Consider the following 21,467-nt stretch of genomic DNA (forward strand, 5'->3'; position numbering starts at 1 on the left):
CGGCAGAATGAAAATCGATAGATGACATAATCGAAGGTATTTTCAATCCGTCACAGAAGTTGAGTTAGTTCAAACTCCAGTAAAAATCGGCGTATAGCGTGACCCGTGACATATAAGTGTCATGTTTGTCATGCTACTTTAATCTTAACCATTAGTGGTGGAGGGCAAGAGTATGTTGACACGTTATATGGGGATGTCCCCGAAGAGTCAAAGCTATCTGTTCACCTTTGGGTTAGCGTTAACCCTATTAGGTATGATGCTGACGGATATGTGGCTACCTATGGTTGCTGGTGCGATTATTCTCGCGGGCTTGACCGTTGAGGCGTGGATTCGTGTAGCGCATATTATACCTATGCATGAAGAGATGCGTTCAATGCAACAGCAAATCCGCAAGCTTCAATCGGAAGTGCGAACCCTCGAATACGATGAATAAACAAAACGGCAGCCTAAGGCTGCCGTTTTCCATTCTGCTCAAAAGATTTTAGTTGCATGTCAGCAACGTCATCTTAGCTTAACCCTTTCTTAATCAGATACTGATACGGTAGCTCTTCTGTTTGAGCGCCAATCAGTTGATGATCCATAAAGCGACAAAAGCTTGGGATATCACGAGTTGTTGATGGGTCGTCTGCTTTGACTAGCAGTATATCGCCATCCTGCATATTACGAATTGTCTTCCTGACCATCATTACTGGCTCTGGACAGCGTAGTCCTTCTGCTTCCAACGTATGTGTAGCCTGTTCTGGATTGAATGTCATGGTCATCACTTCATTGCCTTTTTAGGCGACTGATAATACTAGTGGAGAAAAAATATTCAATAATCACTTGGCAAAATGATCATTTTGTTTTAATTTAATTAACAAGTTGGTAACAAAAACATTTCAACACCAATTCAACGCCAGTTTGACCGACCTGCTTGAATTGATAGCGAGAAGCTTTTGTTGGGTACTCTTGGACCTTAGCTCAGGTCAACAAGAGGAAAAAGACCACTAGCGGTACAACTTGGTTCTCATTGTAGGGATTTGAACTGAGAAGTGCTAGAGGCTTAACTCTTGAGAGAGTACAAACCGACCAATGTATGTTGAAAGAGACATCTTCCAAACACATTCCGACACTATCCCCAGTTTTCTTGGGCTTCCCCGCCGAAAGGCGGGATTTTTTTGCCTGTCATTCGGCATTTATCACCACGCGCTAACCGTGCCCGATTGAGTAAAATCGGTGCAAATCCCGTACCTTGGGCTTGGGATATAGTACACTTATGCCATTGTTAGCCTTTGGAAGCCATCCGTGGAATTAGAAGAGATTTACCGCCGCGATTTAAATTTATTAGTGGCACTGCGTGTCTTGATTGAAGAGTGCAGTGTGAGTAAAGCGGCGACGCGCCTGAATTTAAGTCAGTCGGCGATGAGTCGAGTGCTCGGGCGTTTGAGAAGTTTGTTAAATGACCCGCTTTTCACCCGTCAGGGGCAGCATTTAATCCCGACAGAGAAGGCATTGGAGATCGATGCGCAATTGGGTGTTCCGTTGGAGTCGCTGCGCCAATTGTTGGCACCAGCTGAATTTGATCCACATAGCTGTGAGCAAACCTTCACTATTGCGACCACTGACTACGCGATGCAGACTATCTTGCCGTTCGCTATTCCCAGGCTTTACCAAGAAGCGCCGTTGGTATCGTTGAATTTTATTCCTCTGCATCACGACCGCTTGGCTGATCAGTTGACTTATGAGGGTGCGGATCTCGCGATCTGTCGTCCGATTGGAGCGGTTGAGCCTCTGCGCAGTGAAGTGATTGGTCGAGTTGGAGTATTTTGTCTGCTGTCTAAACATCACCCGTTGGCAGATAAAGAGATGAGTCTCGATGATTACCTCTCTTATCCACATGCGATGATTGCAGTCAGTGATGGCGTTAAGGCGCTGATTGAGCAAGCTCTAGTCGATTTGCCGCAGCGCAGAATGGTGCTAAGAGCGTATCACTTAGAAGCGGCGCTGGCGATTGTCGATACCATGCCGTTGATTATTACTGTTCCGGCTGATTTAGCCTATTTGGTTTCTGAGCGTTATGACTTAGTCGTCAAACCACTACCATTTCACTTTACGCCCTTTGACTACTCGCTGATTTGGCATCCACGTTGTGAGCACTCTCCAGCACAAGAGTGGATACGTGGCGTGTTACGTGAAGAGTGTAGCCGTTTGATTGCCAAGCGGATTGAAGATATGGGTTTGGATTAATTGTCTGCTTTCTAGTCGACGTTGCCGCAGTTATTGAAGCGATACAAAAAGAGCCAGCATTGCTGGCTCTTCATCATTTTAGCTAAGCGTTATAGCTTGATCACCACGCGACCCGTTACTTGACCGTTAGTGATGTCTTCTGCGTATTTTGGTGCTTCTTCTAGCGTTGCCTCAGTACATGCTTGCTCGAAGTAGCTGTCAGGTAGTAGCTCAACCAGTTTTTCCCAAGCTGCGATACGTTTTTCAGTTGGGCAGCTTACTGAGTCCACACCTTGTAGACGTACGTTACGTAAGATAAATGGCATCACGGTCGTAGGTAGGTCGAAACCACCCGCTAGACCACACGCTGCTACAGCGCTGTTGTAATCCATTTGTGCCAGTACTTTTGCTAGCACTTTGCTACCTACGGTATCCACAGCACCTGCCCAAACTTGTTTTTCAAGTGGACGAGCTGGCTCTTCAAACTCAACGCGGTCGATGATACGGCTAGCACCTAGTTTTTCTAGCAGTGGACCGTTTTGCTCGACACGACCTGTAACCGCTGCCACTTTGTAGCCTAGTTGAGAAAGTAGCGTTACGGCTACTGAACCTACGCCACCACTTGCGCCAGTAACTAGGATTTCACCAGCTTCTGGTTTGATGCCCGCATCAAGTAGAGCTTGTACACATAGCATGGCAGTAAAGCCAGCTGTGCCCACCATCATTGCTTTTTTGCCGTCGAAACCTTTTGGTAGAGGTACCAACCAGTCTGCATTTAGACGCGCGCGTTGCGCCATGCCGCCCCAGTGGTTTTCACCCACGCCCCAACCTGTAAGAACCACTTCGTCACCTGCTTGGTAACGAGCGTCTTCAGAACTCACTACTTTACCTGCAAGGTCGATACCAGGAACCATTGGGAAGTTACGAATGATTTTGCCTTTACCAGTGATCGCCAAACCATCTTTGTAGTTCAGAGATGAGTAATCAACTTCGATTAGAACGTTACCTTCCGGTAATTGTGCTTCGTCGATTTGTTCGATTGAAGCGATAGTGCGTTTGTCTTCTTGATTTAGGATTAGAGCGTTAAACATAGGGATCTCCGCATGATGCAGCAAATGAATAGTGCAGCAAATAAACTGTTCTAAATTCTACCCACACAGTGTAGTCGGGTTAGAGCTATGACAAAAATGAAACTTTAGCATTTATATTATGTATTAAATGCATTAATGCCAAAGAATCAATATTTTAACCATAGAACAAAGCCAGTCTGATGACTGGCTTTAATGTTAAAACTAAGAGCTTGCTCAATACAGCATACGCTTAGGGCGCTTGTGTTAGCGTGGAGAGGATAGGAAGAACTGATAAGACGGGTTATCGGTTTCATCTTTGCATTGGTAGCCGAGTTCGCGCAGATGGGCAGAGAAACGGGTTAAATCGCTATCTGCTAGCTCAAAGCCACACAGTACGCGCCCATAGTCAGCGCCATGGTTGCGGTAGTTGAACAGGCTAATATTCCAATGCGTGCCAAGCGTGCTTAAGAATTTCAGTAGCGCCCCTGGGTATTCTGGAAACTCGAAACTGTACAAACGCTCTTGCAGTGGTTTAGAAGGTTTGCCCCCAATCATATAGCGCACGTGCAGTTTTGCCATTTCATCATCGGAGAGATCGACCACAGGGTAGCCTCCTGCACGCAGATCTTGGATGATGTGCTCCAACTCTTCTTGCCCACCATTGAGACGCACACCAACAAAGATATTGGCGAGGGCATCATCGTTGTAACGGTAGTTAAACTCAGTCACCGCGCGACCGCCAATCAGATTACAGAACTCAAAGAAGGCACCTTGACGTTCTGGGATCGTCACCGCCAGCAAACCTTCGCGTTTTTCACCTAATTCACAACGTTCAGAGACGTAGCGTAAGCCATGGAAGTTGGTATTCGCACCTGATAACACCGTACCCAGTTGTTTGCCACGCAGTTGGTGTTGCTCGGTAAATTTCTTTAACCCTGCGAGCGCTAATGCACCAGAGGGTTCGGCAATCGCTCGGGTATCTTCAAAGATGTCTTTGACCGCTGAACAGATCTCATCGCTGGAGACGGTAATATGACCGTCAAGGTATTTGTCACATAGGCGGAAGGTCTCTTCACCGATGCGTTTAACGGCGACACCATCTGCAAACATGCTGACTTGGTCAATCACGACTGGTTCACCGGCATCTAGTGCAGCTTTCAAGCAGGCGGAATCTTCAGGCTCAACCGCGATGACTTTGATCTCTGGCATCAACTGTTTTACCAGTACCGCCACACCAGCGGCTAAACCGCCGCCGCCAACTGGAACGAAAATGTAATCGAGATGACCATTTTGCTGCAGCATCTCCATACCAATCGTGCCTTGCCCGGCGATCACCAAAGGATGATCGAAAGGTGGTACAAAGGTGTAGCCATATTCGACCGATAGACGCTCAGCTTCTGCTTTGGCTTCATCAAAGTTGTTACCATGCAGCACCACATTGCCACCAAACCCGCGTACCGCTTCGACTTTGATGTCTGGCGTGGTTTTCGGCATCACAATTGTGGTTTTGATGCCTAGCTTGGTACCGGACAGTGCCATGCCCTGCGCATGATTACCTGCGGATGCAGCAATCACGCCCGCGGCTTTTTGCCCGTCACTGAGGCTTGAAACCATATTGTAAGCCCCGCGCAACTTAAATGAGTGCACCGGTTGGCGGTCTTCTCTCTTAAGTTGTACTTGGTTGCCGATGCGAGCTGAGAGCCTTGGCATTGCTTGCAGTGGCGTGACGATCGCCACTTCGTACACCGGCGCGCGTAGGATTTGGCGCAGGTAGTCTGCGCCAGATTGTTTATGTTCGACAGAGGTGTCACTCATGGTATTACCCCTCAAGTTTACTCTTGTCGCGCACTGCACCTTTGTCGGCACTGGTCGCCATGCTGGCATACGCTTTAAGGGCAAAAGAAACCTCGCGCTGACGATCGACTGGTTTCCAGCCGAGTTCATCTTGCTTAGCTCTACGGGCATTCAGCTCCGCTTCTGGCACATCAAGTGTGATGGAGCGGCTAGGGATATCGATGGTAATGATGTCGCCATCACGTACTAGACCAATAGTGCCACCACTGGCTGCTTCTGGTGACGCGTGTCCAATTGATAGACCAGAAGTACCACCAGAGAAGCGTCCATCGGTCAGCAATGCACACGATTTGCCCAATCCCATCGACTTAAGGTAAGTGGTTGGATAGAGCATCTCTTGCATGCCCGGACCACCTTTCGGTCCTTCGTAGCGGATCACCACCACTTCACCGGCTTTCACTTTGCCGCCTAAGATGCCATCAACCGCGGTATCTTGGCTTTCAAATACAATCGCAGGACCTTGGAATTTGAGGTTTTCTTCATCCACACCAGCGGTTTTTACAATACAACCATCCACGGCAATATTGCCAGATAGCACCGCCAGACCACCTTCTGGGCTAAAGGCGTTTTCTTTAGTGCGGATACAACCATCGACTCGGTCATCATCAAGGCGATCCCAACGGCAATCTTGTGAGAAGGCTTGGGTGGTGCGGATGCCCGCAGGACCAGCACGAAAGAATTTTAGTACTGCTTCATCTTCGGTTTGCATGATGTCGTATTGGGCTAATTGTTCTTTTAGGCTAAGACCGAGCACAGTACGCGCTTCAGTGTTGAGCAGACCAGCACGGTCGAGTTCGCCTAAAATCGCCATCACCCCACCAGCGCGGTGGACATCTTCCATGTGGTATTTCTGGGTGGACGGCGCCACTTTACATAAATGCGGAACGCGACGAGACATCTGATCGATATCGCCCATATCAAAGTCAATCTCGCCTTCTTGTGCCGCCGCGAGTAAGTGCAGCACCGTATTACTTGAACCGCCCATAGCAATATCAAGCGCCATTGCATTTTTAAACGCAGCGCGATCGGCAATGGTGCGCGGCAAGGCACTGACATCGTCTTGCTCATAGTAACGACGAGTCAATTCAACAATGCGTTTACCTGCATTGATAAACAGCTGCTCACGATCGGCGTGAGTGGCCAGCATTGAGCCATTGCCCGGTTGAGACAAACCAAGCGCCTCGGTTAGACAGTTCATCGAGTTGGCGGTAAACATCCCCGAGCACGAGCCACAAGTCGGGCACGCTGAGCGTTCAATTTGTTCACTTTGCTCATCAGAGACGGTTGGATCGGCACCTTGAATCATGGCATCAACCAAATCGAGTTTGATGATTTGATCAGAAAGCTTGGTTTTACCCGCTTCCATTGGACCACCAGAAACAAAAATCACCGGAATATTGAGGCGCATTGATGCCATTAGCATCCCGGGGGTGATTTTGTCACAGTTGGAGATACACACCATGGCATCCGCACAGTGAGCGTTAACCATATACTCGACCGAATCAGCAATCAGCTCGCGCGATGGCAGTGAATAAAGCATGCCTCCGTGACCCATTGCGATACCATCATCAACCGCGATGGTATTGAACTCTTTCGCGATACCGCCCGCTTTTTCAATTTCACCGGCAACTAACTGTCCCATGTCTTTTAGATGGACATGACCCGGTACAAATTGGGTAAATGAGTTCACCACGGCGATGATCGGTTTACCAAAATCTTCTTCTTTTACCCCAGTTGCACGCCAAAGTGCGCGTGCGCCAGCCATATTTCTTCCGTGGGTGGTGGTGGCTGAACGGTATTTAGGCATATCCTTTTCCTCTACTACTTGGCTGCATCTTGCGGGTAGACGTAATCAAGCCATCCCCATTTATCTTCGGTGGTGCCATTAAATAGGCCAAAGTATGCTTCTTGAATTTGTTTGGTGATTGGACCGCGTTTACCGCTGCCAATTTCAATTTGGTCCACAGAGCTAACAGGCACAACTTCTGCGGCAGTACCGGTCATAAAGATCTCATCGGCAAGGTAGAGCGCTTCACGAGCGATGTTGTTTTCACGCACTTCGTAGCCCATTTCACGCGCCAGCGTCATGATGGAGTCACGAGTGATGCCCGGCAGAATTGCACTGGTTGCTGGCGGCGTAGACAGCACACCATCTTTGACGACAAAGATGTTTTCGCCCGCACCTTCAGAAAGGTAACCATCCACGCTAAGGGCAATACCTTCGGCATAACCATGACGACGTGCTTCACCACCAACTAATAGTGAGGATAGGTAGTTACCGCCCGCTTTAGCGGCGGTAGGAATGGTGTTTGGTGCCGAGCGGTTCCAGCTGGAAATCATCGCAGCCACGCCATTTTCTAGCGCTTCTTCACCTAGGTATGAACCCCAAGGGAAAGCAGCAATGATCAGCTCCATTTCCGTCCCAGCTGGTGGGCAAACACCAAGACCGACGTTGCCAACAAAGCCCAGTGGACGGATATAAGCATTATCGAGCTTGTTTTGACGGAGCGTTTCACGCGTCGCTTCCATGATCTGTTCTACCGTATATGGGATCGGGAAACGGTAGATTTTTGCTGAGTCTTTTAGGCGCTGTGCGTGCTCGCGGTGACGAAAGACGATAGGACCTTTCGGCGTGTTGTAACAACGTACACCTTCAAATACGGAAGTACCGTAATGCATTGCGTGAGTGAGGACGTGAACGTTCGCCTCAGCCCAAGGAACCATTTCACCGTTAAACCAAATATAGTCTGCTGTTCTTGTAGCCATTGCTTGCCTTCCTTATGCACAGATTTTTTGTTGTAGGTTGTTATTTGGTAGTTCATCACGGGCGATTTGTGTGACGTCAACAGTGCGAACATCCCAGAGTTTTTCAATTTGATTAGTGATAAATGAGATAGGACGATCGCTATCTACAATGATTTCGACACTCGCGACATGGCTTTCATGATTTTGCGTCGCCGCGACTTGTTTGATGATGAAGCCACGATGGCGAACCACACGCAGAACACGCTCTAGTAAAACTGGCTTATCGTCCGCTTTAATATCGAGTAAGTATCTTTCCATGTTAGGTGTTCTCCAGCATGTCACTGTTCGACGCACCCGGTGGAACGAGTGGCCATACATTCTCTTCTTCATCAATTAAGACATGAAGCAGGTAAGAAGTTTTGCTTGCCAACATCTCTTTTAGAGCCGGTTCAACTTCTTGTTTGGTGGTGATGGTTTTACCCGGGATATCGAACGCTTTAGCTAGCGTGATAAAGTCAGGGTTATCATCCAAAATGGTTTCACTGTGGCGCCCATCGAAAAACAGAGATTGCCACTGACGCACCATGCCTAAGCGTTGGTTGTTGAGTAGTACGATTTTGACTGGGATCTGACGACGCTTAAGTGTGCCAAGCTCTTGTACATTCATCATAAATGAACCATCACCAGTGATTAGGATCGACTGATCATCAGGGCGTGCGACGGCTGCACCCATCGCGGCTGGTAGACCAAAACCCATAGTGCCGAGACCGGCTGAAGTGATGAAGTTTTGTGGTTCACGGGGCTGAATGTGCTGCGCTGCCCACATTTGGTGTTGGCCGACATCGGTTGACACAATCGAGCTGTCAGGCATCAAATCAGACAATTGCTTAAGTAAACCGGGAGCAAAAATCAGCTCACCAGGGTGGTCATAGCGCCATTTAAAACCGCTACGTAGGCTTTTGCTGTGTTTTACCCACGGTGTGATATCTTGAGTGAGCTCTAATTGCGGCAAAACTGTGTTGATTTCACCACGCAGAGGCGCATGTGCGTGACGCAGCTTATGGATTTCTGCGGCATCGATATCTATATGGATAATTTTGGCACTTGGTGCGAAGGTATCTAACTTGCCAGTTACTCGGTCATCAAAACGCGCACCGACCGCAATCAACAAGTCACACTCTTGAACCACTAAGTTGGCCGCTTTGGTGCCATGCATGCCGAGCATGCCAAGATAGTGTGGGTCATGACGCTCGATTGTACCCAAACCTTTTAAGGTGCTCACTGTCGGCATTGGATTGAGGCGCAAGAATTCACGCACCGACTCAGTCGCATTACCTAGCTGTACACCGCCACCGACATACAAGACAGGACGAGAGCTTTGTGAGAGTAGGGTTTGCGCTTTGGCAATGGCATCAGCGCTAGCGACTGGCATCGCAGGTGGCGTAAAAGCGGGTAAATCGGTCACTGGCGCTTGAGCCAGTTGCACGTCTTTGGCGATATCAACAATAACCGGACCGGGACGCCCTGTTTTTGCCACTTCAAACGCTTCTGCAAGAGTGGGGGCAAGATCGTTAATATCGGTGACTAAGTAGCTGTGTTTAGTACATGAAAGGGACATACCAATCACATCCATCTCTTGGAATGCGTCAGTCCCTATGTGTGAGCTGGCCACCTGACCGGTGATGGCAACAAGTGGTATGGAATCCATAAACGCATCTGCCAGACCCGTCACGAGGTTGGTGGCACCCGGACCGGATGTCGCCATACACACTGCGACTTCTTGGGTTGAGCGTGCCATACCAATTGCAGCCATTGCTGCGCCTTGCTCATGACGACATAAGATGTGTTCAACACCACCGTCATAGAGCGCATCGTAGATTGGCATAATGGCGCCACCAGGGTAGCCAAATACCGTTTTGATGCCTTGCTGCTGTAATGCGGCAACGACTAATTGTGCACCTGTCATTGTCCGCCTCCTTCGCTACGTGAGTAGCATTCCTTGTGATTGTTGCACTTCATGTGCGCTCCCATTCTTCCTGTCACTACCTGCTCGAAATCCTACGAGCTAAGTACTTGTTAGTTTTTAAATTGTTATCTGCACTGCATAAAAAATATTCGAAATAATTGTAAAAAAACCCCCGGACCTTTCAGTGCGGGGGTTTATCTAATTCTTGGCTTTGTTTCGCCCACTAGACCCCGCGCGATCCGATAATGACCACGATAATCAGGGCGATCAGAGAATGTAAGCGGGCGTTCAAGTTCATTATTAATTCTTTTCGGTTGTGTTTGCGTAATATGATACGTCTAAATTTGCACCACTAGTGGTATCACATATTTCCGTTAATTGACAAGCAAAAACTCATTCTTTTTTCACATTCTCTCAGCAACTCACCACGCTATATAACAATGGCGCTATAAAAATAAGCGATTTAATTAGCTGAGTGAATAAGGAAAAGTATGGGATTAGCGGTGGTTTATAGCCGAGCATCGGTGGGGGTTGAAGCCCCGCTGGTGACGGTGGAAGTGCACATCAGTAACGGTATGCCGGGGTTTGCTTTGGTCGGCTTGCCGGAAACCACGGTGAAAGAATCTCGCGATCGGGTACGCAGTGCGATCCTCAATTCGCGCTTTGAATTCCCTGCCAAACGTATCACGGTAAATTTAGCGCCGGCGGATCTACCCAAAGAGGGCGGTCGGTTTGATTTGCCAATAGCACTGGGTATTTTGGCGGCTTCACAGCAAATTCCGTTACAAGCACTCAAAAACCAAGAGTTTGTCGGAGAACTGGCGCTGTCAGGCGAACTTCGGGCGGTCAAAGGTGTGTTGCCTGCGGCCTTAACGGTGCAAAATCACGGGCGGAGCTTAGTGGTACCGCACGCCAATGGCGACCAAGCGGCACTAGTGGGGAAAGAGATACATAAATCAGCACAAAGCCTCCTCGAGGTGTGCGCAGATCTCTGTGGTCAGCAAAAGCTGGCACTGCACCAAACGCCAGCATCGGTCGAAATGCCAAGTTTAACTCGCGATTTGCAAGATATTATCGGTCAGCAGCAGGGTAAGCGTGCGTTAGAAATCGCGGCGGCAGGTCATCATAATTTGTTGTTTCTTGGTCCTCCCGGTACCGGGAAAACCATGCTGGCTTCTCGGTTAAGTGATCTATTGCCTGAGATGTCCAATCAAGAGGCGATGGAGTCAGCCTCGGTCGCGTCATTGACTCAACAAGAAATTAATCAATACAACTGGAAGCAGCGACCATTTCGCGCTCCGCATCATTCCAGCTCAATGGCGGCGCTGGTGGGCGGCGGCTCAGTACCGAGACCGGGTGAGATCTCTCTAGCCCACAATGGCTTGCTGTTTCTTGACGAGATGCCTGAGTTTGAACGTAAAGTGCTGGATGCACTGCGTGAGCCGCTTGAGTCAGGTGAGATCATTATCTCGCGTGCGCAGGGTAAAACCCGTTTTCCCGCCCGTTTCCAATTAGTCGGGGCGCTTAATCCCAGCCCTTCGGGTCATTATGATGCCAGTAAACCGCAAGGTAATAGCCAAGCGGCGCTGCGATATCTGAGCCGTCTTTCTGGACCGTTGCTTGATCGCTTTGATATGTCGATTGAAATCCCTGCCTTGCCCAAAGGGACATTGGCGGCAGGTGGTGAGCGAGGCGAAACAACGTCAGAAGTTAAGCGGCGCGTGTTGCAGGCGCGTGAGGTGATGTTTGCGCGTGGTGGTAAAGCGAATGCGCTGCTGGCGAGTCGAGAGATTGAGCGAGATTGCCGTTTAGAGAAAAGTGATGCGCAGTTTTTAGAGCAAGCCCTGCATCGACTAGGTCTATCGGTTCGAGCTTATCATCGCATCATTAAAGTCGCGCGCACCATTGCTGACTTGGCTGGTGAAGAGCATATTGCTCGCCAACACCTTGCCGAAGCTTTAGGTTATCGTGCGATGGATCGCTTGTTGAAACATCTTCATGCCCAAGCGGTTTAGCGGCGTGATAATAAATAAAAGACCCACCAAAAGGTGGGTCTTAGCTATGCAGATTAGTTAGCTGCGCAGATTAGAACTGGTAGTTCATACCCACAGACATGATCAGCTCATTCTTATCGTAGAAATCGATGTTTGAATCTGAGCTGTTAAAGCCAGCAAATGAGATGAATGACCAATCTTGCCAATCCATCACGTTAGCGTATTCGTACGCCGCGAATAGGCTCATTTCATCGTCTTCACGAGTTTGGTTAAATACTGGGTTATTCGCATCGTAATCGCGCGTGTCAAAACCAGCCGTTAATGCAAATTGGTGACGACCTAGGAACTTGAAGTAGCTCAGTTCCACACCGTAGCCTTTAAACGAGTTGGCATCGCCATCTGCATCTGATTTGATGAATGATAGGCGTGGTTTAAGCATCGTGGTTTGGTCAACCATGTATTTGTAGTCAGTCTTGAAGAAGAATGAGTCAGCATCGCGACGTAGGCTTGAATACGTTGCGCCTAGCGTGTCGTTTTCAACGTCTTTGGTTGCGTAAGCCATATCCACAGAGAACTTACTGCCTGCAATATTCTCTACTTTTAGGCGATATGCGTTGCCATCTTCATCAGTGGTTTGGCGATCTGTCGCTTGGTATGGGTCAGCCCATACTTCACCGGACATAATGGTTGGCAGAATCGACGCATCGATGATCATGCCTGACGCCAGTTGGTATTTGTAACCCATCTCGAACGCAAGTGTACCGGTGGCGATATCTTCACGTGAGGTACCCATGTAAAACTGTTGGTTTAGGTTATTACCGAAAGTGTAAGACAGGTTACCTAGTGGTAGCAGTAGACCGCCACTTACCGCATCATTGGTTTGACTTAATGTTGGATCTTTTAGGTCTTTGTTGTCGTCATGGGTATTTAGGTTTGACTCAACCGAGTAGAAACCTGTGCTGATTGATACTTCACCCGCGAAGCCCGCTGTTTCAGCAAGTTGAGCCCAAGCAGAGCCACTCATTAGTGCTAATGCCACTAGAGAATATTTTACGTTCATGATTCCTCGATTATCTTTGCAATAGACCCACTTCAACGTGAATTTCAGTTGAGCAGAAAACATCTTAGTCATCAAAATAACAAATCTGACCAATCGGCTAGATGTTTCAAACTTTGGTTGGGTTTGTATAATTGCATATCGTTTTTTATTCGGTGCGAATTTTAACCTGATTTATTATGTTGGCGTATCTATTATTTTTCATCAATGTATCGCTGGTCATTATCAATTCTGCTGTGATGTCGCTAATTATTTGTTTGCTCGCGATATTTAAGTTGATAGTGCCAATAAAAACCTTCAGACGTTGGATAACCTATAGTGCAAATCGAGTGATGTGGTTATGGGCGACCATCAATGGTGTGATCTTGCGAGCAACAAATGATGTCGAGTGGGATATCAAAGGCGTAAAGGGTTTAAGCCAGGACGCGTGGTATTTGATGTTTTCCAATCACCGCAGTTGGACCGATATCGTGGTGCTGTGCTATGTCTTTAAAGACAGCATTCCAATGCCGAAATTCTTTCTTAAGCAGCAGTTGCTCTACGTGCCTTTCATCGGTATGGCATGCTGGGCGTTGGATATGCCATTTATGCGCCGCTACTCACGTGAATATCTACTGCGTAATCCAGAAAAGCGCGGTCAGGACTTGCACACCACGCGCCGTTCTTGCGCCAAATTCAAACATATTCCTACTACAGTAGTGAACTACGTTGAGGGTACTCGCTTTACTGATCAGAAACACGCCAAGAGCAAAGCCGGCTATCAGCATCTATTGCAACCGAAATCAGGCGGTATTGCCTACACGTTGGCAGCAATGGGAGAGCAGTTTGATCAGATTATCGATGTAACGTTGGCTTATCCTGATAATACTGAGCAGCCGTTTAAAGATATGCTGATGGGGCGAATGAAGCGGATTGTGGTTGATGTGGAGCTGCTGCCGATTGATGAGCAGGTTAGCGGTGATTACTTTAACGATAAGAAGTACAAACGCCAGTTTCAGCTTTGGTTGGGAGAGGTGTGGCAGCGTAAAGATGCCAAGCTAGATAGTATCTACCGGTCGGCGTCGCCACAATCCCAGCCGTCAGGTGAGCAAAGTGAATTACCCGTGGGATTAAAAAAGGAGCCGTAGCTCCTTTTTCGTCACTTATTTTAGCGTTAGTAGGTAGTTAACTAGCGCGAAGTACTCGTCGATGCTGGTGATTGAGCCCGCTTCTACTAGGTACTTGTTGTTGACGATAACCGCTGGAACACCCGCAAGACCGCTGTCATTGAACTGTTTGTCCATTCGACGCACCATCGAATCTACAGCGAAACCATTGTAAGCTGCATCGAATTTCTTCGCATCGATACCTTCATCAAGGAAGATTTGACGAATTTCAGCTTCATTTTTCGGTGCTTTACGCATGTTGTGGATGCGGTTAAACATGATTGGTGCCATTTTGTCTTCCACTTTCAGCACGATCATCGTCGCGAAAGCTTTACTCATTGGCAGACCCATTGCACCACCCATAAATGATACGTGGTTCTTTTGCAGTTTTACGCCTTCAGGAAGTTGCGCTTTCAACTGGCGAATGATTGGATCAAAGGTATTACAGTGTGGGCAGTAGAATGAGAAAAATTCAGTCACCACTGGCTTTTTCGCTGGCTCAAGGTCTAGCACTTTGTAGTACTCTCCCTCGGTAAACTTAGCTGCCTGAACTGAGAAGCTCAGTATTAAAGTTGTAAATAGTGCAAACAGCTTTTTCATTATGTTCTCCATGTATTTGCTTATTTTACCATTGTGGCATCAGTGATAGTGGTGGCTCGTTGAGCACTGAAATTTGTTCCTTGAACGCCAACACCTGACTTTCCCAATACTTTGGATCATCAAACCAAGGAAAGGCAATTGGGAAGGCTGGATCCTGCCATCTTTTTGCTAACCATGCCATATAGTGCACCATACGTAGACCGCGCAAAGGCTCAATTAGTTTCAATTCACTCATGTTGAAGTCACTAAATTCTTGGTATGCCTCAAGAATAATGTCGAGCTGCATCAATTTATCCGCGCGCTCACCATTGAGTAGCATCCACAGATCTTGCACCGCAGGACCATTGCGTGAGTCATCTAAGTCGACAAACATAGGACCATCACGCCAGAGAATATTGCCTGGGTGGCAGTCGCCATGTAAGCGCAAGATCTGACTTGGTTGTTGCCAATGTTGCTCCAATTGACCAATTAACATATCTAAGTCGTTGAAGAAGGCGTTCTCAAGGTGCATCGGAATAAAAGGCGATTGCTGTAAGATCTCTCGTGGTTGGTAGAGATATTCTTGCAAGCTGATGGTTGGTCGATGAATAAAAGGCTGACGTGCGCCGACTTTATGGATACGACCTAAGAAACGACCAACCCCTTCAAGCTGCTCTAGGTTATCGACTTCAAATTGACGACCACCGACGCTGGCAAATAGAGCAAAAAGGTAACCCTGATATTCATGCAGTGTGTGGCCATTAATTTTGCATGGCGGCGCAACTGGAATTTCAGAGTCAATCAACTCCAAGGTGAAATCGTGTTCTTCTTGGATCTGTTCACGCGTCCAACGTTCAGGACGGTAGAACTTCACCACATAACGCACACGCTCTTCGTCGGTAAATTGATACACGCGGTTTTCGTAACTGTTGAGGGCAAGAAAGCCGGATTCTGCGCGCACGCCGATACTTTCGAGGGCGTACCACATGAAATCAGGGGTGAGCGCTTCAAAGTTAAATGCTGTTTCTGACATAGAAATAAAGGGCTCATTACTGAGCCCTTTCCGTATCCTTATTGGGTTAAGTCGGCTTATAAGTTCTTGAGGAACCTACTTTCTACCGTCACGGTAAACTGTTCACTGTCAGACAGTATAAACTGAATTGTCGAAACAGGAGAGTTGAGATTTTCAGGGTTGACTCCCAAGCTCATTGGCAGAGTCAGTACTTCACCAGGTGCGACTTGAATGGTCTGTTTGCCATACCAAGAGACATCATCTAAGCCGGTTACACTGAGTTTATATTGCTGAGCTTGCTGGGTTTTGTTGATGATTTTTAAGGTATAGGTGTTTTCAATTTCGCCAGCACCATTTTCACGATAGAGCTGGTTGCGATCGCGCAGAACGTTCATGCCAACGGGTTCAACCGTGGCAATTTGAGCAAAGAACAGACCGATAATCACCAGTAATACCGCGCCATAACCCAGTAGTTTTGGACGCATCACCTTAGTTTTATGTCCTGATAGGCGATGTTCGGTGGTGTAGTTAATTAGACCTTTCTCATATCCCATGCGATCCATGGTTTGGTCACAGGCATCAATACACGCACCACAGTTGATGCATTCATATTGCAGTCCGTCACGAATGTCGATACCGGTCGGACATACCTGAACACACAAGTTACAGTCGATACAATCACCGAGTCCCAGAGCTTTCGGATCGGCTTTGCGTGAACGAGGTCCGCGGCTTTCACCTCGCTTGGTATCGTAACCCACGATAAAGGTATCTTTATCGAACATCGCTGACTGGAAGCGTGCATAAGGGCACATGTGGATACAGACAATTGAACGCATCCAACCGGCGTTAGCATAGGTACAAGCGGCAAAAAATAGCACCCAAAACACCGGCCAAAAACCCGCGTTGAAGCTAAAAAAGTTCACCACTAATTCACGAATCGGCACAAAGTAACCGACAAAGGTCAGCCCGGTAATTAAGGCCACTGCAATCCAGGCAAAGTGTTTTAATCCTTTACGCCACATAAGTTGAGGTGTGAGTTTACCGGAGTCTTGCTTACGGCGTTTATTGGCACTGCCCTCGAGTTTTTCTTCAAACCAGATATAGATAAAAGTCCAGACGGTTTGTGGGCAGAGATAGCCGCACCATACCCGCCCTAAGAAGGTGGTGATAAAGAACAGCCCAAAGGCGGCAATCACAAATAGGGTTGCGAGCAGGGTTAAATCTTGCGGGTAAAGCGTGGTGCCAAAGAAATTGAATTGTTGGTTACCAATATCGAGCAAGATAGCTTGGCGTTCACCAAAGGGTAACCAAGGCACTAAACCAAACAGGAGCAGTAACAACCAGCCGCCATAACGACGCAGTTTTTGAAACTTACCTTTGCTCTCGCGCACGTAAATGCGGTTATTGGGGTTAAAGCGGTCGCCTTGCCCTTTATGGGTTTTGGGATTAAAAGTTTTGGGCGTCACATCCTTTACGTCAATCTTATCTTGACTCATTACGCTTCCTCTAGGCTTTCAATGGCGCAGTTTCTTATGTAGCGCTCTAGTTGAATGGTGCAGTCGTTCAGCGTGACCTAACAAGATGTAGAGTTAGAGTGTTAGCTAGGCGCTGAATACTTGAGACATTGCTAATTTAATTTTAGGGCTAATTATCATTAGAAGAGAAAGTATACAGTTAATAACAAATCCATTTCTTTAACGCTATCAACCTTTAACAATAATTTTCGTAATATAACCTAGATTCGGTCGGTGGGTTGGGTGTAACTGACGGTAATTTCAGGTTTTTTAACCGTGTAATACGAAAAAGCAGCCATAGGCTGCTTGAATTTGTTGAGCGTTAAGATTTATTTGATGATGCCGCGCGCTTTAAGTAGCGCTGTTTTAAAGTCATCTTCTTGGTCTTTCTTTAGACCTGGGATCATTTCATCTTTTGCGCTGTTACGCATTTTAAGATGGTAGATCAGCACATCATCCGTCAAATCTTCAAGCTCACCCTTGTAGCCAGCCTCTTTCGCTAGCTTAACGATAAACTGAAGTAGGTTAAGTTCTTGGTCTTTTTGCCACTCAGGACCAATAAGTTCGAGCAATTCTTCGATGCGATGGCAATTCATTAACTTTCTCCACAATATTTATAATGATTTTCGGTCAAAGGTAACAAATCCATGTGGTAGATAGCAATCGACAATATTACTCCAGATAAGGATAGATAAGAAAAAAGCGCAGGAGTCTGCGCTTTTTCATTATGCCGCCTTAATTTCTTCGTTCGGAGTCGCAACCAAAATCGTTTGCTTCTCTACCAAAGTCATTGTCGGCGTAAGTTTTGGTGCGACAAACGCTTTGGTAAAACCACTGCGACGACGCATTGCACTACGGTTTGTGTGCGAAAACCTGACTGTTGTTGGGCGCATCTAATTACCTAACTGTCAGGCACATCCATTGCCAATGTTATGGCCTAATCAATCATGAGTTGAGCTTCATTACTGAAGTTTGGCTCTTTCTGGCCTACGCCAATCCAAATGATTGAAGAGGGATTATGATATGAACAACATATCACTAATAGGTTAGCATTACGTAACAGCCTGGTCGATATCTGATCGCTTTTTAAGCAGTCTATGTCACTATAAAAAGTGGGGTTTTTAATCGATTTGCGGTTCAGTTTGTGCGCTAAATCGTTGAAAAGCCGATCATGGTGGTGGTTGCTGAGGTAATAATGTGCGATGGTGTGAGAAGTTCATTCGCATGCCTAGTTTTGGGCTATCTATGAGACAAACTCACCAAATAGTATACTTAAAGAGTTTGGCTTCGTTGTGTATCAAGGAGGAGTTTGATGTCGTTTTTTAAGAAAACCCTTGCCAGTTTTGGTATTGGTTCTGCCCAAGTTGATTCAGTCCTGCAACAAGAAGTGCTCTATCCGGGGCAGAAGGTTAATGTGACGATTCATGTCTATGGCGGAGCTACAGAGCAAGCCATCGACAACATCGAATTAAAGTTATGTTGTCGCTATATTAAAGAAGTACCGGTTAACCCGGATAAAGCGCAACATGAAACCACCAACAAACGTCGTGCGCCACAAAGCTATGTATTAGCGGAGTGGAACCTGCCTTATGCCTTTACCATTCATCCTGGTGAGACGCGTGATTTTGATGTGGAACTGGATGTGCCGTGGAATACGCCAATTACCATTGGTGACTCTAAAGTGTGGCTTGATACCGGTCTCGATATCGCGTTAGCCAAAGACCCAACCGATAAAGATATTCTCACCGTGCGCCCCGATCTTCTAATGGATGGCATTTTGAGTGCGTTAGAAGCGCAAGGAATGCGTCTACGTCAGGTTGAATGTGAAGCGGTTGATGGTTTTGAACTTCCTTTCGTGCAAGAGTTTGAGTTTGTGCCTACCACCGGTCCGTATCATGGGCGTTGGCGTGAACTGGAGTTGGTGGCCTACCGTGAAGAGCAACAACTGAAGTTGTGGTTTGAGGTCGATAGGCATCGAGAGGGCGCGCGTGGCATGTTGGCATCTCTGCTGGGTGTTGGTCAGCTAAAACGCGAATTGACGATCCCATTGAGCACCGAGCCTAAAACGGCGGGTCAACAAGTGCTGGAGTATCTCGAAGCGACTTGCTAGCGATAGCATAATAAAACTATCACCAACTTGGGCTTACACGTGTAAGCCAAATGTGCCATACTCGGGATTCGTGTTGCAGCCAATCCCGAGCGATAGTTATGTCCGACAATAATCAAAATGCGGCTTATAGCGTCAAAGAAGAGATCGCCAATACCATTACTCATGCTATCGGCATGGTGTTAGGTATTGTTGGTCTGGTATTGCTATTAATCAAAGCCATCGACCATCATGCTGATGCGTTGACTATCACTAGTATGAGCATTTATGGGGGCAGCATCATTGTGCTGTTTCTTGCTTCCACTCTTTATCATGCGATTCCATACCGCAAAGCCAAGCGAGCGCTTAAGACCTTTGACCATTGCGCGATCTATCTGCTGATAGCGGGCAGTTATACGCCATTTTTGTTAGTCAGCCTGCGCACACCACTGGCGATTGGTTTGATGATCGTGATTTGGTCGATCGCTTTGGTCGGCATCATTATGAAACTGGCCTTTGTTTATCGCTTTAAGCGACTCTCTCTGGTGACCTATTTAATGATGGGTTGGTTATCGTTAGTGGTGATCTATCAGTTGGCGATGAATTTAGCTTGGGAAGGCTTAACGCTGTTAGCGGTAGGTGGACTGATTTATTCGCTAGGGGTGATTTTCTATGTGGCGAAACGCATCCCTTACAATCATGCTATTTGGCATGGCTTTGTTTTAGCAGGATGCGCTTGTCATTTCTTTGCCATTTATTACTTTGTTCAGCCAGTGTGAGACTGGCTGACAAGTTAACGTTTCCAGAAGGCAGGGAAGAACAGCACCAAAATGGTGAGGATTTCCAAGCGTCCCATTAACATACCAAAACTTAAAATCCATTTGGCGGTATCGGGTAACGAAGAGAAGTTACCGGTTGGACCGATAATGGTACCCATACCCGGACCGACGTTCGCTACTGCGGTGATCGAGCCAGAAATACTGGTCACCGGATCAAGTCCTAAGGCACTTAAGCTGCCAGCCACAACAATGATGGTAATGAAATAGGTCAAACAGAACGCGACAACTGAGCGCACGATATCGTCATTCACCGGACGATGGTTGTAGCGCTGAATAAACACCCCTGATGGGTGAATCAGTTTCATGATCTGTTTGTTCAGTAGCGTCATTGCGATCTGGAAGCGGAATATTTTCATCCCGCCAGAGGTTGAGCCCGAACACGCCCCCACCATCAGCAAGAAGAAAAACAGCGTCGCGGGTAGCGCCCCCCACGCGGTAAAGTCTTCCAAGCCAAAACCTGTCGTCGTCACCACGGAAATGATGTTAAACAGCGAAACGCGCACCGCATCCAACACGGTGTAATCATTGCGCACAACTAGCCATGTGCTGATCACCACGCCTGTCGCCAATACTAAATAAGCAAAGCCGCGCACTTGGGCATCTTTCAACAGAATGCTTGGCTTACGTTTGGTGATGGCAGAGATAAACAGTAAGAAAGGTAGACCGCCAAGGAACATAAATAGCGTTGCGTTCCAGTGTGCACCATGGGAAAAGTGGTTCATTGAGCCATCAGAGGTGGAGTAACCACCGGTGGATAGCGTAGTGAATGAGTGGTTGATCGCTTCAAACAGGTCCATGCCTGACAGTAAGAAACCAAGCATGCACAAACCAGTTAGCGTTACGTAAACCAAGACGATATTTTTCGCGACGGTTTTTGCGCGTGGGCTACTTTTATCTGACCAATCGGAAGATTCGGTTTGGAATAACTTCATACCACCGACGTTAAGCATCGGTAAGATGGCTACTGCCATTACGATAAAGCCAATACCACCAAGCCATTGCAAGATTGAGCGCCACAACAAAATACTCGGCGCCATGCTATCTAAGCCACTTAACACGGTTGAGCCGGTAGTGGTGATACCCGACATGGTCTCAAAGTAGGCGTCAGTAAAGCTAATGTGGTTGATAAACACAAACGGCAGCGCTGCAAAGGCACTGGCAATGGTCCACACCAAACTGGTGATGAGGAACATATCGCGCACGCTGAGTTTAAAGGTCGCGGTGCGACCTATGGTTAAGCAGAAAAAAGCCACCAAGTGCGTGATCAAGACTGATTGACCAAACTCGATAAACCCCGAGGTGCCAGAGAAAAATGCCACTAAGGTGGGTACGTACATAAATAGGGCGAGTTTAGACAGTACTAACCCTATCACGAACAGTACGGGACGAAAATTAACCATG

General features: G+C 47.4%; 19 protein-coding genes and 1 pseudogene. 6 read left to right on the top strand and 14 right to left on the bottom strand.

Annotated elements, in window-relative coordinates; translation table 11 throughout:
• The first annotated feature begins 172 nt into the window (after positions 1-172).
• A complete protein-coding gene (locus tag GZN30_RS13040; protein WP_075648169.1) occupies positions 173-433 on the top strand; it encodes a hypothetical protein in 261 nt (86 codons plus the stop codon).
• 73 nt (positions 434-506) lie between these two features.
• Here GZN30_RS13040 and tusA read toward each other — a convergent pair whose 3' ends face one another.
• Positions 507-755 (bottom strand): sulfurtransferase TusA, encoded by a 249-nt coding sequence (gene tusA, locus GZN30_RS13045; protein ID WP_075648203.1) that lies wholly within the window; start codon positions 753-755, stop codon positions 507-509.
• A 529-nt stretch (positions 756-1,284) separates the two neighbouring features.
• Between tusA and GZN30_RS13050 the strand changes: the two genes are divergently transcribed.
• Positions 1,285-2,226 (top strand): LysR family transcriptional regulator, encoded by a 942-nt coding sequence (locus GZN30_RS13050; RefSeq protein ID WP_075648170.1) that lies wholly within the window; start codon positions 1,285-1,287, stop codon positions 2,224-2,226.
• An 89-nt stretch (positions 2,227-2,315) separates the two neighbouring features.
• Here the strand turns inward: GZN30_RS13050 and acuI are convergent, their stop codons facing one another.
• The 6 genes from acuI to ilvG all read right to left on the bottom strand — a co-directional run bounded on the left by acuI (position 2,316) and on the right by ilvG (position 9,840).
• Positions 2,316-3,296 (bottom strand): acrylyl-CoA reductase (NADPH), encoded by a 981-nt coding sequence (gene acuI / locus GZN30_RS13055; protein ID WP_075648171.1) that lies wholly within the window; start codon positions 3,294-3,296, stop codon positions 2,316-2,318.
• Positions 3,297-3,539: 243 nt separating this feature from the next.
• Positions 3,540-5,090 (bottom strand): threonine ammonia-lyase, biosynthetic, encoded by a 1,551-nt coding sequence (gene ilvA / locus GZN30_RS13060; protein ID WP_075648172.1) that lies wholly within the window; start codon positions 5,088-5,090, stop codon positions 3,540-3,542.
• Between the two features lie 4 nt (positions 5,091-5,094).
• Positions 5,095-6,936: a dihydroxy-acid dehydratase gene (gene ilvD, locus GZN30_RS13065; RefSeq protein ID WP_075648173.1), complete on the bottom strand. Its 1,842-nt coding sequence runs from the start codon at positions 6,934-6,936 to the stop codon at positions 5,095-5,097.
• A 14-nt stretch (positions 6,937-6,950) separates the two neighbouring features.
• Positions 6,951-7,895 (bottom strand): branched-chain-amino-acid transaminase, encoded by a 945-nt coding sequence (ilvE, locus tag GZN30_RS13070; RefSeq protein ID WP_075648174.1) that lies wholly within the window; start codon positions 7,893-7,895, stop codon positions 6,951-6,953.
• A 12-nt stretch (positions 7,896-7,907) separates the two neighbouring features.
• The gene (gene ilvM, locus GZN30_RS13075; RefSeq protein ID WP_075648175.1) at positions 7,908-8,192 is read right to left on the bottom strand and encodes an acetolactate synthase 2 small subunit; all 285 of its coding nucleotides are present in this window, start codon (positions 8,190-8,192) and stop codon (positions 7,908-7,910) included.
• 1 nt (position 8,193) lies between these two features.
• The gene (ilvG, locus tag GZN30_RS13080) at positions 8,194-9,840 is read right to left on the bottom strand and encodes an acetolactate synthase 2 catalytic subunit (protein ID WP_075648176.1); all 1,647 of its coding nucleotides are present in this window, start codon (positions 9,838-9,840) and stop codon (positions 8,194-8,196) included.
• Positions 9,841-10,331: 491 nt separating this feature from the next.
• On the opposite strand from ilvG, the gene GZN30_RS13085 reads away from it, so the two are divergent.
• Entirely contained in the window at positions 10,332-11,855 is a 1,524-nt protein-coding gene (locus GZN30_RS13085; RefSeq protein ID WP_075648177.1) for a YifB family Mg chelatase-like AAA ATPase, read from the top strand.
• A 70-nt stretch (positions 11,856-11,925) separates the two neighbouring features.
• Here the strand turns inward: GZN30_RS13085 and GZN30_RS13090 are convergent, their stop codons facing one another.
• On the bottom strand, positions 11,926-12,894 hold the full coding sequence (locus GZN30_RS13090; RefSeq protein ID WP_075648178.1) for a DUF2860 domain-containing protein: 969 nt from the start codon (positions 12,892-12,894) through the stop codon (positions 11,926-11,928).
• Positions 12,895-13,070: 176 nt separating this feature from the next.
• Here GZN30_RS13090 and GZN30_RS13095 point away from each other — a divergent pair.
• Positions 13,071-13,946, top strand: a pseudogene (locus GZN30_RS13095) (acyltransferase); the annotation flags it as partial.
• Between the two features lie 87 nt (positions 13,947-14,033).
• Here GZN30_RS13095 and GZN30_RS13100 read toward each other — a convergent pair.
• The 5 genes from GZN30_RS13100 to GZN30_RS21295 form a co-directional block, all read right to left on the bottom strand.
• Positions 14,034-14,636, bottom strand: a complete 603-nt coding sequence (locus GZN30_RS13100) for a thiol:disulfide interchange protein DsbA/DsbL (RefSeq protein WP_075648179.1) — start codon at positions 14,634-14,636, stop codon at positions 14,034-14,036.
• Positions 14,637-14,661: 25 nt separating this feature from the next.
• Positions 14,662-15,648, bottom strand: coding sequence for a serine/threonine protein kinase (locus tag GZN30_RS13105; RefSeq protein WP_075648180.1), 987 nt, complete (start codon positions 15,646-15,648; stop codon positions 14,662-14,664).
• 56 nt (positions 15,649-15,704) lie between these two features.
• Positions 15,705-17,123 carry a cytochrome c oxidase accessory protein CcoG gene (gene ccoG / locus GZN30_RS13110; protein WP_075648181.1) on the bottom strand — a complete coding sequence of 473 codons (1,419 nt, stop codon included), beginning with the start codon at positions 17,121-17,123 and terminating at the stop codon, positions 15,705-15,707.
• Between the two features lie 347 nt (positions 17,124-17,470).
• A complete protein-coding gene (locus tag GZN30_RS13115; RefSeq protein WP_075648182.1) occupies positions 17,471-17,737 on the bottom strand; it encodes a YihD family protein in 267 nt (88 codons plus the stop codon).
• Between the two features lie 129 nt (positions 17,738-17,866).
• Entirely contained in the window at positions 17,867-18,034 is a 168-nt protein-coding gene (locus GZN30_RS21295) for a hypothetical protein (RefSeq protein WP_167521311.1), read from the bottom strand.
• Positions 18,035-18,453: 419 nt separating this feature from the next.
• Between GZN30_RS21295 and GZN30_RS13120 the strand changes: the two genes are divergently transcribed.
• Together GZN30_RS13120 and trhA are read left to right on the top strand one after the other, a co-directional pair.
• Positions 18,454-19,251, top strand: a complete 798-nt coding sequence (locus tag GZN30_RS13120; RefSeq protein ID WP_075648183.1) for a sporulation protein — start codon at positions 18,454-18,456, stop codon at positions 19,249-19,251.
• A gap of 98 nt (positions 19,252-19,349) precedes the next feature.
• Positions 19,350-20,006: a PAQR family membrane homeostasis protein TrhA gene (trhA, locus tag GZN30_RS13125; protein ID WP_075648184.1), complete on the top strand. Its 657-nt coding sequence runs from the start codon at positions 19,350-19,352 to the stop codon at positions 20,004-20,006.
• 14 nt (positions 20,007-20,020) lie between these two features.
• On the opposite strand, the gene GZN30_RS13130 is transcribed toward trhA, so the two are convergent.
• Positions 20,021-21,466, bottom strand: a complete 1,446-nt coding sequence (locus tag GZN30_RS13130; RefSeq protein ID WP_075648185.1) for a TrkH family potassium uptake protein — start codon at positions 21,464-21,466, stop codon at positions 20,021-20,023.
• Between the last annotated feature and the right edge of the window lies 1 nt (position 21,467).

Origin of the sequence: Vibrio ponticus (assembly GCF_009938225.1) — a bacterium.
In the GTDB taxonomy this organism is placed as follows: domain Bacteria; phylum Pseudomonadota; class Gammaproteobacteria; order Enterobacterales; family Vibrionaceae; genus Vibrio; species Vibrio ponticus.